Consider the following 16,593-nt stretch of genomic DNA (forward strand, 5'->3'; position numbering starts at 1 on the left):
ATGGCCAAAGCACCAACTAAAAAAGCCAAAGCAAAGAAAGGCTTTGAAGACACATTATGGGATACCGCGAACCAGCTTCGCGGCAGCGTTGAATCCTCCGAGTACAAACACGTGGTACTGAGCCTCGTGTTCCTGAAGTTTATCAGCGATAAGTTTGAAGCCCGCCGTCAAAAGATGAAGGACGAGGGCCAGGGCGATTTCCTCGAAATGGAAGTCTTCTATCAGCAGGACAACATCTTTTACCTGCCGGAAGAGGCGCGCTGGTCGTTTATCAAACAGCACGCCAAACAGGACAATATTGCGGTACTGATTGATACCGCCCTCTCAACCATTGAGAAGCGCAACCCGACATTGAAAGGCGCGTTGCCGGATAACTATTTCAGCCGTCAGAATCTGGAAACCAAGAAGCTGGCGTCGCTGATCGATACCATCGACAACATTGAAACGCTGGCTCACGAAACCGACGTCGAAGCACTGTCGAAAGAAGACCTGGTCGGTCGCGTGTACGAATACTTCCTCGGCAAGTTTGCTGCTACCGAAGGCAAAGGCGGCGGTGAATTCTATACGCCAAAATGCGTGGTGACGCTGCTGACCGAAATGCTCGAACCCTTCCAGGGCAAAATTTATGACCCCTGCTGTGGCTCGGCAGGGATGTTTGTACAGTCGGTGAAGTTTGTCGAAAGCCATCAGGGCAAAAGCCGTGATATCGCCCTGTACGGTCAGGAGCTAACGGCCACCACCTACAAGCTGGCGAAGATGAACCTCGCCATTCGCGGCCTGTCCGCCAACCTCGGTGAACGCCCGGCGGACACCTTCTTCAGCGACCAGCATCCGGACCTGAAAGCCGACTATATTCTGGCCAACCCGCCGTTTAACCTGAAAGACTGGCGTAACGACGCCGAGCTAACCAAAGATCCGCGCTTTGCAGGCTATCGTACGCCGCCGACCGGTAACGCCAACTACGGCTGGATTTTGCATATGCTCTCCAAGCTGTCGGCCAACGGTACCGCCGGTTTTGTGCTGGCAAACGGCTCGATGAGCTCCAACACCAGCGGCGAAGGCGAGATCCGTGCGCAGATGATCGAAAACGATCTGATTGACTGCATGATCGCCCTGCCCGGCCAGCTGTTCTTCACCACCCAGATCCCGGTGTGCCTGTGGTTTATGACCAAATCGAAGGCGTCCGATCCGGCTAAAGGCTATCGTAACCGTCGGGGCGAAACGCTGTTTATCGATGCGCGTAACCTCGGCACCATGATCAACCGCACCATCAAAGAGCTGACGTCGGACGACATCGCCACCATCGCCGACACCTACCACGCCTGGCGCAGCACGCCGGAAGAGCTGGCCGAGCGTATTAAGCGCGGCGATAGCAAGCTGGCGCAATACGAAGACCAGGCCGGGTTCTGCAAAGTTGCGACTATTGCAGAGATCAAGGCTAATGATTATGTGCTGACGCCGGGACGCTACGTCGGTGCCGCCGAGCAGGAAGATGACGGCGTGGCGTTTGAAACCAAAATGCGCGAGTTGTCGAAAACGTTGTTTGCGCAGATGAAGCAGGCGGAAGAACTGGATAACACGATTCGCCAGAACCTGGAGGCGCTGGGTTATGGGTTTTGATTTTCAGTTGTTAGAGAATGCCGGAATACAATTAATAGATGGGGATAGAGGTAAAAACTACCCTAAACATAATGATTTTATGGAAAATGGCTATTGTCTTTTCCTGTCTGCTAAAAATGTAACGAAATCTGGTTTTCAGTTTCAAGAAACAGCATTTATCAATGAAATTAAGGATAGCCAATTAAGAGCTGGGAAACTCAGTTATGGTGATATTATTCTCACTACTCGTGGTACTGTAGGTAATGTTGCATACTATGATAGTAGTAACCCGTATAAAAATATTAGAATCAATTCTGGGATGATTATCATCCGAGCTGATGAAAAATTATGGAACCCTAAATTTTTATACTTCATATTAACTTCAGTTTTTTTACAAGAACAAATAATCAACCTTATTTCTGGTTCGGCTGTACCACAACTACCTGCCAGAGATATTAAAAAATTTATCATCCCAGTTATTGGTAGAAACATTCAGGATAAAATTGCTAATATCATATCAGCTTTTAGTGATAAGATTAGTATAAATATTGATACAAACCAAACCCTGGAACAAATGTCCCAAACCCTGTTCAAATCCTGGTTTGTGGATTTCGATCCGGCGATTGATAACGCGCTGGATGCAGGAACCACAATCCCGGACATGCTACAATCTCGCGCCGAATTACGCCAAAAAGTACGCAATAGTGCAGATTTCAAACCACTTCCGGCGGATATTCGTGCTCTGTTCCCGGCTGAATTTGATGAAACAGAATTGGGTTGCGTGCCAAAAGGTTGGGTAACAAACCGACTGGAAAATATTCTAGAGTTGGCTTACGGAAAAGCACTCAAAAAGACAGAGAGAACCAACGGTGATTATCCCGTTTATGGTTCCGGTGGTGTGGATGGAGCCCATAATGAGTATCTTGTTAAAGGACCTGGAATTATTGTTGGAAGGAAAGGTACTGTTGGTTCATTACATTGGGAAAACAAAGATTTTTACCCAATCGATACAGTATTTTTTGTAAGACCAAAAGAATATTTTTCCCTTGTTTACTGCTATCAGCTGTTGAAAACACTGAGGTTAGAAAATATGAATACCGATGCAGCGGTCCCTGGGTTGAACAGAAACAATGCTTATCGTCTTGAGGTCGTAACCCCCCCCCAACCCATCATTGCCAAATTTACAAATATAATCCAGACAATCCGGCATAAAATTGATTCAAACCATAATGAGACTGAGAATTTAACCAACCTCCGCGACACCCTGCTCCCTAAACTTATCTCCGGCGAGCTCTCTCTGGAGGATCTGCCAAATTTAGTAGCCCAAACCGAACCCGCATAATGCATTTCCCCTCTGTAAAATCAGGGGGGTTCTGATAAAGTTTTCTTCTGTTACAGGAATCCTTACCAGAAAATCAGCCAGGGCCGGAGCGAGATATGCATCTCTCATTCAGTGAAGCGAAGTTAGAACAGGCGATAATTGAGTTACTGCAGGATCAGGGCTATCAGCACCTGATCGGCGATAATGTGCCACGTTCCAGCCTCGATCAGGTGATTATCGAAGACGATCTCCGCCACTATCTCGCCGCCCGCTATCAGGCCGACGGCATCACCGAAGAGGAGATCCAGCGGCTGATCAAACAATTCACCACGCTGCCCGCCTCCGATCTCTACGAAAGTAATAAAACCTTCTGCGCCTGGCTGGCCAACGGTTTCCTGTTTAAACGCGACGATCGCCAGCAGAAAGATCTCTATATCGAACTGCTCGACACCCGGCATCTGCCCGCCGCGCTGCGTGAACTGTTCGATACCGAAGAGGTTCCGCTGCAACAGGCCGCGGAAACGCCGGCAAGTTATCATCTTATCCAGCCGCTGAACCGGGTGAAAATCGTCAATCAACTGACCATCACCGGCAAAGAAAACCAGCCGCGCATTCCGGACGCCATCCTGTATATCAACGGTCTGCCGTTAGTGGTGTTTGAATTTAAAAGCGCGGTGCGCGAGCAGGAAGCCAATATTGGCGATGCCTATAAACAGCTCTGCATCCGCTACCGCCGCGATATTCCGCAGCTGTTTGTCTATAATGCGCTGTGCATTATCAGCGACGGCGTCAATAACCGCATGGGCAACCTGTTTGCGCCGTACGAGTATTTCTACTCGTGGCGCAAAGTCACCGGCAATGAAAACCGCGAGCAGGACGGCATCCCTTCCCTGCACTCAATGATTCAGGGGCTGTTTCACCCGGTCCGCCTGCTGGACGTGATTAAAAACTTTATCTGCTTCCCGGATAAAGCCAAACATGAAGTGAAAATCTGCTGCCGCTACCCGCAGTACTATGCGGCCCGCAAGCTGTACTACAGCATCGAGCGGGCGCGTAAACCTTTCGGCGACGGTAAAGGCGGCACCTACTTCGGCGCGACCGGCTGCGGCAAAAGCTACACCATGCAGTTCTTAACTCGCCTGCTGATGAAAAGCGTCGAGTTCGCCAGCCCGACGATCGTGCTGATCACCGACCGCACCGATCTGGACGATCAGCTCTCGGCGCAGATGTGTAATGCCAAAAACTATATCGGCGACGAAACGGTGGTGCCCGTCACCAGCCGCGACGATCTACGGGAAAAACTGGCCGGTCGCAACAGTGGCGGCGTCTTCCTGACCACTATCCATAAATTTACCGAAGACGCCGAACTCCTTTCCGAGCGCAGCAATATCATCTGTATTTCTGACGAAGCGCACCGCAGCCAGGTCAACCTCGATCAGAAGGTAATCGTCGATAAAGAGAGCGGCAAGGTGCGTAAAGCCTGGGGGTTCGCCAAATACCTACACGATTCGCTGCCGCAAGCCACCTATGTCGGTTTTACCGGCACCCCTATCGACGCCACGATGGGAGTCTTTGGCGACATCGTGGACAGCTATACCATGACCGAATCCGTTCAGGATGAGATCACGGTACGCATCGTCTACGAAGGCCGCGCCGCGAAGGTCATCCTCGATGCCCGTAAACTGGAAGAGGTAGAAAAGTACTACGAAGATTGTGCTAACGCGGGCTCCAATGAGTGGCAAATTGACGAAAGCAAAAAGGCCAGCGCCACCATGAACGCCATTCTCGGCGACGACGATCGCCTGGAGGCGCTGGCGGAAGACTTTGCCAGGCACTATGAAAAACGTGTCGCAGAAGGCTCTACGGTGAAAGGCAAAGCGATGTTTGTCTGCGCCAGCCGGGAAATTGCCTGGGATTTCTATCGTCAGTTGAAAGACTTTCGTCCGGCGTGGTTTGAGGCTAGACAGGCCCCGGATGGGGTTGAGCTTACCGAGCAGGAGCAGAAAGAGCTGCCACCGTCCGAAATGGTCAAGATGGTGATGACGCGCGGTAAAGATGATGACGCTAAACTGTACGATTTGCTGGGTAGTAAAGAGTACCGCAAAGAGCTGGATAAACAGTTCAAAAACGCGAAGTCGAATTTCAAAATCGCCATCGTGGTGGACATGTGGCTGACCGGTTTTGACGTCCCGGAGCTGGATACCATCTATATCGATAAGCCGCTACAAAAACACAATCTGATCCAGACCATCTCCCGCGTCAACCGCAAGCTGGAAGGCAAAAGCAAAGGGTTAGTCGTCGACTACATCGGCATTAAGCGTCAGATGAATCAGGCGCTGGCGATGTATTCGCGTATTGATGCCACGAACTTTGAAGATATTCAGCAGTCGGTGATCGAGGTGAAAAATCACCTCGATCTGCTGGCGCAGGTTTTACACGATTTTGACAGCCGGGCTTACTTCACCGGAGAACCGCAGGCGCAGCTGGCGTGCCTGAATCAGGCGGCAGAGTTTGTCATGCGTACCCAGAAGACAGAACGCCGCTTTATGGGGTTGGTGAAGCGCCTGAAGGCCGCCTATGACGTCTGCTGCGGCAGCGAAGCGTTATCTCAGGCGGAGCGCGATCGTATCCATTTCTACCTCGCCGTACGTTCGATCGTCTTCAAGCTGACCAAAGGCGACGCGCCTGATGTGACGCAAATGAACGCCCGCGTACGTGAGATGATTGCCGAGGCGTTAAAAGCCGATGGCGTGGAAGAGCTGTTTTTCCTTGGTGACAAGAAAGCGGAATCGATCGATATCTTTGATGAAGATTATCTGACGCGCATTAATAAGATCAAACTCCCGGCAACAAAGATCCAGCTACTGCAAAAACTGCTGGAAAAAGCGATAAGTGATTTTAAACAGATCAACCAGCTGCAGGGGATCAACTTCACCCGTCGTTTCCAGTCGATTATGGATAAATATAACGAGCGCCGGGAAGATGATATTCTCAATGGTGAAGAGTTCGATTCCTTCAGCCAGGAGATGACCGATATTATCTACGATATTAAAACCGAAATGGGTACTTACGCCGAGATGGGGATTGATATTGAAGAGAAAGCCTTCTACGACATTCTGGCACATATGCGCGATAAGTATCAGTTCACCTTTGAAGAAGACAAGATGCTGGCCCTGGCGAAAGAGATGAAGGCGGTGGTCGATAACACGTCGAAGTACCCGGACTGGAGCAAGCGCGATGATATTAAAGCGAAACTGAAGGTGGAACTCATTCTGCTGCTGCATAAGCATAAGTTCCCGCCGGTGGCGAACGATGATGTGTATATGGGCGTGCTGGCGCAGGCGGAGAATTTTAAACAGCATCATATTAATACGATGCGTTAATTTTATTGCCGGATGGCGTTTCGCTTATCCGGTCTGGTTTATATTTCCCATCAATTTAATGACCAAATAAATATTTCCAGTAGCATCTTTATTATTGTCTATTTTCAGCTGGCTTTATTTTTATTTACTGGTTAGATTTACAGGTGTTATTTAGCGCAAGACGCCCGTGCAGCAACACGGGCATCCTGCTCATCACAATCCCTATTGAAAAGGAATAGAGACCATGACTACCCCGCATTCTATTGCAGAATTCACCGATCCAGAAGTCTCCCCCACGAATAACCGTCATTTAACCGTGAGCTATGCGACGCGTCATCCTGATTACCAGCGTATTCCGGCGTTGACCATGAAGGGTCAGTGGCTGGAGGCGGCGGGTTTTGCCACCGGCACCGAAGTGGATCTTAAGGTGATGAACGGCTGCATCGTGATTACCGCCAGGCAGCCGGAGCCTGAACTCACCGCCTCTCTGCGCCGGGTCGGCAAGCTGTCGGCGCGCATGCAGAAACAGGTGCAGGTGTTAATCGACGCGATCGCCGGGCAAAAACCTAAGCTGGCATAAGCTCAATCCCCGGTGGCGCTGTGCTTACCGGGGCTACGGGTTTTCCCACTCGTCGCCCCACAAGACGCGGCAAGCGCCCCCCAGTGGGGCAATCTCTATCGCGCGCCGAACGTCGGGAATAGTTACGATTTCTTATTCTGCTCGCGCAGCATGGCTTCCCGCAGAATCGCGTTCAGCCGCGTTTGATAGCCTTTTCCCGGGCGTTTAAGCCACTCCATCACATCTGCATCGATGCGCACAGAGGCCTGCGTTTTTAATGGCCGATAAAATTTACCGCGAACCGCCTCTGACCACGGCTCATCGTCCGAAGAGGGGATGTCACTGTAATCAATGTCATCATCTGATTTTTTCGCCAGCGCTTTGAGTTCGTCTTCACGCTGAGCGGTAAGCGCTGTCGGGTTATCGCGTTTATGTTTAACCATGCTCATAACGACTCCTCTCTTTTTTGTCCGCCTTCCGGGCGCTGATGATACGAATCACCTCAGCCCCGCTTTCAAAACGGACCGAATGCGCCACAAGAATAACGATAATTCCATGAACGAGGCCGATGGTTTGCCATCGATACTCACCGTTTTCATAACGATCCTGGCGGGAAAGGTGCTGCGGATCGTCAAAAACCAGTACCGCCTCCTCGAAGCGAATCCCATGTTTTCTTAGATTGCTTGCTGCCTTGTTTGCATCCCATTCAAACTCCATTGGCATAGCATTCATCCCGATTGTATATACAAAAAAGTATAGACAATTATCAGGCAAGTATACTATCAATGTTGGAAAAAACCTCACATTTACAGAGGCTAATTTGTAAAGGTTATGCCCATTCACTCGTCATAAAACACCATCCCTTTATACGGCTGCTCGCGGCACGCCGCCAGGCGCAGGGCGAGGCTGCCGACGTGCAGCTCCAGCTTGTGGCCGTCAGGATCGAGGAAGTAATAAGACGCCCCTTCGCTGCGGTTCACCTTCCACACCGCCACCCCGGCCGTTTCCAGCCGCGCGCTGAACCCGGCGAAGTCGGCTTCGGCGACGCTAAAGGCGTAGTGGGTATAGTCGCTCTCTTCCGGCGGAGTGACGCGCCGCTGCGGATCCAGCGACAGGCACAGCCACAGATCGCCGCAGGAGAGATAGGCCCCGCCGTCCCAGCGCGCGTGCAGCGTCATCCCCAGCAGCTGGTGATAAAACGCCACGCTCGGCGCCAGGCTGCTGACCGCCAGGGTCAGATGATTCAATCCGCTTAACATGACTTATCCTCCAATGACATCACGATTTGCTGACGCAGCCATTGGTGGGCCGGGTCGCGATGCCAGCGCTCGTGCCACAGCATCAGCATATCAAACCCGGCCACCGCCAGCGGCGGCTCGACGACCATCAGGCCACTTACCCCACGCGCCAGCCGTTCCGGTACCACCGCCACCAGATCGCTATTGCGCAGCGTCTCCAGCATAAACAGGAAATGTGGCACCGAAAGGACAACCCGCCGCGAAAGCCCAAGGTTGGCCAGCGCAGTATCGGTTGCGGCATGAAAACCGCCGCCGTCAGGGGAGACAATAACCTGATCCAGCTGGCAAAACTGCGCCAGGCTCAACGGCGCCCGCAGCGCCGGATGCCCCGCTCTGCCCGCCAGCACGTAGCGCTCGCTGAACAGCAGCCGCTGATGCAGCTCCGCCGGTGCGCCATCCCGGGTATGGAAAAACAGATCCACTTCGTCACGCTCTGCCTGCGACACCAGCCGCGAGGGCTGCAGCTCAAAGACCGCCAGGCGGCTGCCCGGGGAAGCCCGACGCAGCGTGTGCAGCGCCGGGAGCAAAATCGCCGAGGCCATATAATCCGTGGCAGCCACCCGCCAGGTCTGCGCCGCCGTCGCCGGGTCAAAATGGCTGGCAGGCGCCACCGCCAGTTCGAGCGCGGTGAGCGCATCGCGCAGCGGTCCGCGCAGTTCATCGGCGCGGGCGGTCGGCAGCATCCCGCGCGGCCCGGGCAGCAGCAGCGGGTCGGCAAAAATGTCCCGCAGGCGCGCCAGCTGGATGCTGACCGACGGCTGCGACAGGTTGAGCCGCTGCGCCGCTCGCGTAACGTTATGCTCACTCAGCAACACGTCGAGGGTGCGCAGCAGGTTGAGATCCAGACGATGTAAATTAATCACGGCTATACCTGAGATTTAAGCAATTAATTTCTACTATAGCGGCCAACCGCTTACTCTGCAGCTCTCCATGACTCAGAGGTGATTTCCATGAAAGTACTGCTGATTTACGCCCATCCGGAACCGCGCTCGTTGAACGGCGCGCTAAAAGATTTTGCCGTCCAGCATCTGCACGATGCCGGTCATGAGGTGCAGGTTTCCGATCTCTACGCCATGCGCTGGAAAGCAGGTTTTGATGCCGACGATAGCAGCGCCCCGCCGGTTGGCGAGTTCTGGCGCTCGACGCTCGATTCAAAGCAGGCTTTTGAACAGGGCACCCAAAGCGCGGATATCGTTGCCGAGCAGGAGAAGCTGCTGTGGGCGGATACGGTGATTTTCCAGTTCCCGCTGTGGTGGTTCTCGATGCCCGCCATTATGAAAGGCTGGATCGACCGGGTTTACGCCTACGGTTTCGCCTACGGCGTCGGCGAGCACAGCGACCGCCACTGGGGCGACCGCTATGGCGAAGGCACCCTGGCGGGCAAACGGGCGATGCTGGTTGTCACTACCGGCGGCTGGGAGGAGCACTACGCCCCGCGCGGCATTAACGGACCGATTAACGATATCCTGTTTCCGATCCAGCACGGGATGCTGTTTTACCCCGGCTTTGCGGTGCTGCCGCCGCTGGTGTTCTACCGCACGGAGAAAACGGACGAGCAGCGCTTTGCGCAGCAGTGCCGGGAACTCGGGCAACGGCTGGATACGCTGGCGAGCACCGCGCCAATCCCCTTCCGCCGGCAAAATCACGGCGACTATCTGATCCCGTCCCTGACGCTGCGCCCGGATTTGGCGCCTGGCGAACGCGGGTTTGCGCTGCATCAGACGACAAAGTAATGCCTTCCCGGTGGTCGCTGAGATGCCGCAGACACCACCGGAATTCATATGACGAATTGTGACCCCCCGCGCAATAACGACAATTCACTGCGCGACACCGCCCCGCATCTTGATCGCTATCAAAAATAATCATACCGTCTGGTCGGTATGATTCGGGCCATGAATATGGAAGCCCAGCACCGAAAAAAAGATCCTGCACGCCTGCATCAGCAGCTGCTGGAGTCGGCGGCAATGATTGCCGGCCGGGATGGCATCGCGTCGCTCTCGCTGAATGCCGTCGCGCGTGAAGCAGGCGTCAGTAAAGGCGGGTTGCTGCACCATTTCCCCAACAAGCAGGCGCTCATTTTTGCGCTGTTCGCCCGTCTGCTGGCCATTATGGAAGAGGCCATCTCGGGGCTGATGGCGGCCGATAATGTCTCTTATGGCCGTTTTACCCGCGCCTACCTGCACTATCTCTCTGACCTGACGGATACCCACGAAAGCCGGCAGCTGATGGTGTTGTCCCTGGCGATGCCGGATGAGCCGGTGCTGAGAAAATGCTGGCGAGACTGGATGCTGGGGCATCTGGCACAGGGTGATGCGCTGGATAATAGCCATACCGGCACCCTGGTGCGCTATGCGGCGGACGGTATCTGGCTGTCGGAACTGACGGAGGGACGCACCATGGGCGCCGACCACCGCCGATCGCTGGTGCGCGATCTGACGCGGATGACGCTGCCGGCGTGATGCCGGAAAAGCCTGCCCCGTCAGGCGTTATGGATGGTTGCAGGCCGTCTGGAGCACCCGGGCATACGTGAAATACGTAGACGCTCCCTGGACCAGACTGACAAATAAAATAGCCTCATGTAGGCTCTTAGATTGAGGCCGCGATGCGCTACAACATCAATGCCCGTCTCATTTATGATGCAACGGACGGCACACTCACCCTACCGGGAAGCACCGAACCTGACAGCCAGCTGTCTATCACTGCCAGCGCGCTGCTCTACTATTTCCTGCGCCATACCGATGTTATCAGCCGCGATGAGGTACTAAAAAAAGTGTGGGATGACAACGGATTAACGTCATCCAACAGCAACCTCAACCAGTATCTGAGCATGCTGCGCAAAACCTTCCGTCATTACGACATTGAGAACATCATCGTCACGGTGTCGCGCGGTATGCTGCAGCTCAACCCCGAATTAACCATCGCCATTATTGACGACATAGCGGAGGCGCCGTCTGAGCCCGCGGCGGAAGTCGCGCCGATGCAGGAGTCCGGGGCCCCCTTCACCCGCACCGAGGAAGATCCCGCCCCCTCCCGGCATGCGCGAGGCACCTGCTGGTATATGGCCGGCGCCAGTCTGCTGGCCATCGCGCTGCTGTTGCTGGCGTTTGCTTTCGTCGGCGGCGGCGAATCCCGTCCCATCACCCTGACGCAGATGACCCACAGCCAGTGCGAACTGCTGGCCAGTGACGAGATGCTGCGTTCGGTCTCCGCCACCGCCTACGCCAGGAATTTTGATGAGGTACGCCAGCGGCTGAAGCTGGAGTGCAAACCCGGCGAGCGCTTCGTCTTCTTCTATGGCGACAGGCTGGAAACCAACGGGCTGGGCCGGGTGTTCCTCGCCCACTGCGCCATGCATGAAGACAACCCGTTCAGCTACTGCGATAACTATTTCTACTACTCCTGGAAGCCGCAATGAGACTCGCTCCTCGCCCCTTTTTCGCCCTCTCTACGCTGGTATTTATCGTCGCGGCCGGGGTCAGCGCCTGGAAACTGCTGCCCGTTGAAAAAGACGGGGTGATGAGCTGCTCGACCAAAGCCATCATGCGTTTTGAGAACATGGAGAAGGAGAACGTCAACGGCAATATTCATTTTAATTTTGCCGCCAACGGCAAGGGCTCGATGGTCGTCGAGGGCTATACCGACTCCGCGGCCGGCTGGCTCTATCTGCAGCGCTACGTCAAGTTTAACTGGACCAGCCAACGCATCTCATCGACCGAACGCCACTACCGCATCAGCAAGTGGGAATCCAGCGCCTCGTCAATCGATGAGTCACCGGACGTTATCTTTGCCTACTTTATGCGAGAAATGTCCGACAGCCATGATGGCCTGTTTCTCAACGCCCAGAAGCTCAACGAGAAAGCAATTCTGCTGAGCTCCATTAACTCCCCGCTCTATGTCTGCACCCTGAAATCCGGCAGTCAGTTCGATTAATCTCCCTCCCCTGCTTTCCCGGTATCGCCCTCGCCGCGAAAGCGCACTTTTTGCATTTATCTGGCGCTAAAAAACATGACCATACCCACATTTAAACGAGGGATATATTACCCCGCGTCCGCAATAAATTAGCACCCCGTTAACATTCCCCGCGGCGCGTCTCAATGCGCAAAAAACCGCGCGAGGTAACGCCAAATCCCTTACGTCACATCAGCACAAACAGATAAATAAGCGGCAACAAAAGGCTAAATCACAGAGTAAAAACCTAAAAACAAACATTTAACGGATTTAAATTTCACTCCATCTTCATTTCCCTATAGTGGACGTCGAACGCCGCTGCCGCGTGTTGACGCCGTTACGCGGACGGTTTTCCCGAATCACAAAACCTGTTCTGGAGGAGATCACAATGGGTGATGCATTGGGGCTTATTGAAACCAAAGGCCTGGTGGCCTGCATTGAAGCAGCGGATGCCATGTGCAAATCCGCCAACGTCGAGCTGATTAGCTATGAAAACATCGGCTCCGGCCTGGTCACCGTCATGGTGAAAGGCGATGTCGGCGCGGTGAAAGCAGCGGTGGATTCCGGCGTGGAATCGGCGCAGCGCATCGGAGAAGTGGTGACCTCGCTGGTGATTGCACGTCCGCATAACGACATCAACAAAATCGTCATTAAACACAAGGCTTAAGGCCAGGAGAACGCAAATGGGTGATGCATTAGGTCTGATTGAAACCAAAGGTCTGGTGGCTTGTATCGAAGCGGCGGATGCGATGTGTAAAGCCGCCAACGTCGAGCTGATCGGCTATGAAAACGTCGGTTCCGGCCTGGTCACCGCGATGGTGAAAGGCGACGTCGGCGCGGTGAAAGCGGCGGTGGATTCCGGCGTGGAATCGGCACAACGCATTGGGGAAGTGGTGACCTCGCTGGTTATCGCCCGTCCGCATAACGACATCAACAAGATCGTCGCACATTACAAAGTGACGGAATAACGGGAGACAACATGATGAAAGAAGCGCTTGGTCTGATCGAAACCAAAGGTCTGGTGGCCTGTATTGAAGCCGCCGATGCGATGTGTAAAGCCGCCAACGTCGAGCTGATTGGCTATGAAAACGTCGGCTCCGGGCTGGTCACCGCGATGGTAAAAGGCGACGTCGGTGCGGTCAATGCGGCCGTTGACTCCGGCGTGGAGGCGGCAAAACGCATCGGTGAAGTGGTCACCTCTCGCGTCATTGCGCGTCCGCATAACGATATCGAAAAAATCGCGTCGCAGCATAAAGCATGACCTGACAGGGCGCGCCCCGTCTCCACTCTTTTAGTCTGATGAAGGATAGACTCATGATTGAACTGGATAACGATTTGCAGTCCCGCCAGAACGCGCGGGAACTGGTGCGCAGCGCCAAAAAGGCTCAGGCGATTCTGGCCACCTTTTCGCAGCAACAAATCGACGCCATCGTGAAAAACGTGGCCCAGGAAGCCGCGCACCACGCCGAAGCGCTGGCGAAAATGGCTGCGGAAGAGACCGGATTTGGCAACTGGCAGGATAAAGTGCTGAAGAACCGTTTCGCTTCGCTGCGCGTTTACGACGCCATCAAAGATATGAAGACCGTCGGCATCATTCATGACGATCCGCTAAAAAAAGTGATGGACGTGGGCGTGCCGCTGGGCGTGATTTGTGCGCTGGTCCCGTCAACAAACCCAACCTCTACCGTGATCTACAAAACGCTGATTGCCCTGAAAGCCGGCAACGCGATTATCTTCTCCCCACATCCTGGCGCACGTCAGTGTAGCTGGAAGGCGATCGAGATCGTCAAGCGCGCCGCCGAAGCCGCAGGCGCACCGGCAGGCAGCGTTGACGCCATTAGCCAACTGACCCTCGAAGCCACTTCAGAACTGATGCACAGCAAAGACGTCTCGCTGATTCTGGCGACCGGCGGCGAAGGCATGGTTCGCGCGGCCTACGCTTCCGGCACCCCGACCATTAGCGGCGGCCCGGGAAACGGACCGGCCTTTATCGAGCGCAGCGCCGATATTCATCACGCGGTGAAAGATATTATCACCAGCAAAACCTTCGATAATGGCGTGATCTGCGCCTCCGAGCAGTCAATCATCGTCGAACGCTGCATTTATAACGATGTGCATCGTGAACTCGAAGCCCAGGGCGCCTACTTCATGAATGAAGGTGAAGCGGCCAAAATGGCGGCTCTGCTTCTGCGCCCGAACGGCACCATCAATCCGAAAGTGGTGGGTAAAACCGCGCTGTATCTCAGCCAGCTTGCCGGTTTCAGCGTTCCGGCCAGCACCAAAGTGCTGATCGCCGAACAGACCACCGTCTCTCACCAGAACCCTTACTCCCGCGAAAAACTGTGTCCCATTCTCGGCCTGTACGTGGAAGAGGACTGGAAAGCGGCCTGCCACCGGGTGATGGAACTGCTGACCAACGAAGGCCTCGGCCATACGCTGGTTATCCATACCCGCAATCAGGATGTGATTCGCCAGTTCTGCCTCGAAAAACCGGTTAACCGCATTTTGATTAACACCCCGGCGGCGCTGGGAGGCATCGGTGCCACCACCAATATCACGCCGGCGCTGACGCTCGGCTGCGGCGCAGTTGGCGGCGGTTCCAGCTCCGATAACGTCGGACCGATGAACCTGCTCAACATCCGCCGGGTCGGCTACGGCGTACGCTCCATCGATGAACTGCGCGCCCCGGGCAGCCGCCCTGAACCGCAGCCGACCATCGTCACGCCGACAGATAACCCGCAGCGCAGCATTCTCGACGACGTGCGCTTCACCTCTCCAGGCGCCGCGACCCCGGTCGCTACCGCCGGCGATACAGGGGCTGATAACCGCTTTGCTGTCGCCGCCGCCGTCGAAGCGGAAGGCGAGATCAACGAGCAGAACGTGGAACGCATCATCCGCCAGGTGCTTGAGCGCTTAGGCCAGTAATGCATTGAAATAAGGCGATAAAAACAATGATTCTCGCAAAGGTAGTCGGACATGTCGTCGCCACGCAGAAATGCGCAGAGCTACGCGGCAGTAACCTGCTGCTGATCGTCAAACTGGACGATGACCAGCAGCCCATGAAGGACCAGACCTGGGTCGCCGTCGATAGCGTCGGCGCCGGCATGCACGACATCGTCCTGGCTGAAGAGTATTTCGCGCTCAACGCCGAGCGCTACAAAGCCATGTCGGTGGTCGCCATTGTCGAGAACGTGTTTCGGGACGCTTAAGGAGTGAATAACCCAATGAGTGAATTTTTGCTGAAACCCCGGATCCGCTTTGGTCAGGACGCGCTAGCGGTTCTGGACGAGCTCCCCGCCCGCAACGTCCTGCTGGTGACCGACAAGGCGATGGTCAAATTTGGCCTCGCCGATCGCGTGACTGGCCCCTGGCGCCAGCGCGGCATCGCTTTCCAGGTCTGGGATGACGTGGTGGCGGATCCGGATATCGCCACCATCGTACGCGGGATGAAGTTGATGGATGCCAGCTATCCGGATCTGGTGGTGGCGCTGGGCGGCGGGTCGGTCATTGACGCGGCCAAAGCGGTTATTTTCGCCCTTGCGCAGACCCGTCCGCAGGCCGGGCGCCAGCGTCCCTGCTTCGTGGCGATCCCGACCACCAGCGGTACCGGCTCAGAAGTGACCGCCTTTTCGGTCGTCAAGGCCCATGCTGAAAAACTGGTGCTGGTGGATCCGACGCTGCTGCCGGATATCGCCATTCTCGACCCGGCGCTGGTGGCCTCGGTCCCGCCGTCCATCACCGCCGATACCGGGATGGACGTCCTGTGCCACGCGCTGGAAGCCTACGTCTCCCGCGCCGCCAGCGACTTTTCCGATGCGCTGGCGGAAAAAGTGGTGCAGCAGGTTTTCCGCTATCTGCCCACCTGCTGGCGCAGCGGCGACAACCTGCTGGCCCGCGAAAAGATGCACAACGCCTCCTGTATGGCGGGCATGGCGTTTACCAACGCTTCGCTGGGTATCACCCACAGCCTGGCCCATGCGCTTGGCGGCGTCTTTCGCGTCCCCCACGGCCGCGCGAACGCGCTGTTAATGGCCGAGGTGGTGGCCTGGAACGCCGATTATCACGGGCAGTGCGCGACCGATGCCGCGCGCAAATATGCGCGCTTAGCCCATCTGCTGGATCTGCCGGCGGCCAATACCCGCCAGGGCGTCGCCAGCTTACTGGTCGCGATTCAGACATTAAAAGACGAAATGACGATGCCGGCCGGCATTAGTGATACCGGCATTTCCAGCGCTGAGTTTGAGCAACGCCTGGCGGAGATGGTTGGCCAGGCGCTACGCGACAGCTGTACACCGACCAACCCACGTACGCCGGACGCTCACGCTTTAAGCGAACTCTATCGCCGGGCGTGGACCGGTCACCTGGAATTGACCGGCGTCGCTCCGCTTGCGCGGGCCTGCGGGTAACAGATAACCGGTTGATCATTGAGTGATTTGTAGGCCGGGTCAGGCGACAGCCGCCCCCCGGCAAGCAGGCGGACACAGCATCCACAGCCGGGTTGTTAAT

18 protein-coding genes are annotated in these 16,593 nt (G+C 55.2%); 14 read left to right on the forward strand and 4 right to left on the reverse strand.

Going from position 1 to position 16,593, the window contains the following annotated elements; all coding sequences use genetic code 11:
- The 4 genes from AC236I_RS21865 (at window position 1) to symE (ending at window position 6,862) form a co-directional block, all read left to right on the forward strand.
- Complete coding sequence (locus AC236I_RS21865) at window positions 1–1,620, forward strand: type I restriction-modification system subunit M (protein WP_097358159.1); 1,620 nt, start codon at window positions 1–3, stop codon at window positions 1,618–1,620.
- Window positions 1,610–2,941 (forward strand): restriction endonuclease subunit S, encoded by a 1,332-nt coding sequence (locus AC236I_RS21870; RefSeq protein WP_097358158.1) that lies wholly within the window; start codon window positions 1,610–1,612, stop codon window positions 2,939–2,941. The genes AC236I_RS21865 and AC236I_RS21870 overlap by 11 nt, the downstream gene beginning before the upstream one ends.
- Before the next feature lie 95 nt (window positions 2,942–3,036).
- Complete coding sequence (locus AC236I_RS21875; RefSeq protein WP_325993538.1) at window positions 3,037–6,303, forward strand: type I restriction endonuclease subunit R; 3,267 nt, start codon at window positions 3,037–3,039, stop codon at window positions 6,301–6,303.
- A gap of 223 nt (window positions 6,304–6,526) precedes the next feature.
- On the forward strand, window positions 6,527–6,862 hold the full coding sequence (symE, locus tag AC236I_RS21880) for an endoribonuclease SymE (protein ID WP_325993537.1): 336 nt from the start codon (window positions 6,527–6,529) through the stop codon (window positions 6,860–6,862).
- 122 nt (window positions 6,863–6,984) lie between these two features.
- Here symE and AC236I_RS21885 read toward each other — a convergent pair whose 3' ends face one another.
- From AC236I_RS21885 to AC236I_RS21900, 4 genes are all read right to left on the reverse strand, one after another.
- Window positions 6,985–7,290, reverse strand: coding sequence for a BrnA antitoxin family protein (locus tag AC236I_RS21885; RefSeq protein ID WP_071359132.1), 306 nt, complete (start codon window positions 7,288–7,290; stop codon window positions 6,985–6,987).
- Window positions 7,277–7,564, reverse strand: coding sequence for a BrnT family toxin (locus AC236I_RS21890; RefSeq protein ID WP_004857517.1), 288 nt, complete (start codon window positions 7,562–7,564; stop codon window positions 7,277–7,279). The genes AC236I_RS21885 and AC236I_RS21890 overlap by 14 nt, the downstream gene beginning before the upstream one ends.
- Before the next feature lie 116 nt (window positions 7,565–7,680).
- Entirely contained in the window at window positions 7,681–8,100 is a 420-nt protein-coding gene (locus tag AC236I_RS21895; protein ID WP_004857515.1) for a FosA family fosfomycin resistance glutathione transferase, read from the reverse strand.
- Entirely contained in the window at window positions 8,094–9,002 is a 909-nt protein-coding gene (locus AC236I_RS21900) for a LysR family transcriptional regulator (RefSeq protein ID WP_004857513.1), read from the reverse strand. Before AC236I_RS21900 ends, AC236I_RS21895 begins: the two co-directional genes overlap by 7 nt.
- 87 nt (window positions 9,003–9,089) lie before the next feature.
- Here AC236I_RS21900 and AC236I_RS21905 point away from each other — a divergent pair, with 87 nt between their 5' ends.
- The 10 genes from AC236I_RS21905 (at window position 9,090) to AC236I_RS21950 (ending at window position 16,493) form a co-directional block, all read left to right on the forward strand.
- Window positions 9,090–9,872: an NAD(P)H-dependent oxidoreductase gene (locus AC236I_RS21905; RefSeq protein ID WP_064357561.1), complete on the forward strand. Its 783-nt coding sequence runs from the start codon at window positions 9,090–9,092 to the stop codon at window positions 9,870–9,872.
- A gap of 147 nt (window positions 9,873–10,019) precedes the next feature.
- Entirely contained in the window at window positions 10,020–10,598 is a 579-nt protein-coding gene (locus tag AC236I_RS21910) for a TetR/AcrR family transcriptional regulator (RefSeq protein ID WP_004857495.1), read from the forward strand.
- Between the two features lie 143 nt (window positions 10,599–10,741).
- The gene (locus AC236I_RS21915) at window positions 10,742–11,554 is read left to right on the forward strand and encodes a winged helix-turn-helix domain-containing protein (RefSeq protein ID WP_104896991.1); all 813 of its coding nucleotides are present in this window, start codon (window positions 10,742–10,744) and stop codon (window positions 11,552–11,554) included.
- Entirely contained in the window at window positions 11,551–12,069 is a 519-nt protein-coding gene (locus AC236I_RS21920; RefSeq protein ID WP_015585229.1) for a FidL-like protein, read from the forward strand. Before AC236I_RS21915 ends, AC236I_RS21920 begins: the two co-directional genes overlap by 4 nt.
- Window positions 12,070–12,475: 406 nt before the next feature.
- Window positions 12,476–12,754: a BMC domain-containing protein gene (locus AC236I_RS21925; protein ID WP_010634659.1), complete on the forward strand. Its 279-nt coding sequence runs from the start codon at window positions 12,476–12,478 to the stop codon at window positions 12,752–12,754.
- A 16-nt stretch (window positions 12,755–12,770) separates the two neighbouring features.
- Window positions 12,771–13,055, forward strand: coding sequence for a BMC domain-containing protein (locus AC236I_RS21930; RefSeq protein ID WP_004857488.1), 285 nt, complete (start codon window positions 12,771–12,773; stop codon window positions 13,053–13,055).
- Between the two features lie 14 nt (window positions 13,056–13,069).
- Window positions 13,070–13,348 (forward strand): BMC domain-containing protein, encoded by a 279-nt coding sequence (locus AC236I_RS21935; RefSeq protein WP_015585230.1) that lies wholly within the window; start codon window positions 13,070–13,072, stop codon window positions 13,346–13,348.
- A 53-nt stretch (window positions 13,349–13,401) separates the two neighbouring features.
- On the forward strand, window positions 13,402–15,012 hold the full coding sequence (locus AC236I_RS21940; protein WP_004857485.1) for an acetaldehyde dehydrogenase (acetylating): 1,611 nt from the start codon (window positions 13,402–13,404) through the stop codon (window positions 15,010–15,012).
- Between the two features lie 26 nt (window positions 15,013–15,038).
- Entirely contained in the window at window positions 15,039–15,296 is a 258-nt protein-coding gene (locus AC236I_RS21945) for a EutN/CcmL family microcompartment protein (protein WP_004857483.1), read from the forward strand.
- A 15-nt stretch (window positions 15,297–15,311) separates the two neighbouring features.
- A complete protein-coding gene (locus AC236I_RS21950) occupies window positions 15,312–16,493 on the forward strand; it encodes a 1-propanol dehydrogenase PduQ (RefSeq protein WP_071359129.1) in 1,182 nt (393 codons plus the stop codon).
- The last annotated feature ends 100 nt before the right edge of the window (window positions 16,494–16,593 follow it).

The sequence above is a fragment of the Klebsiella sp. Sb-30 genome (assembly GCF_057652795.1).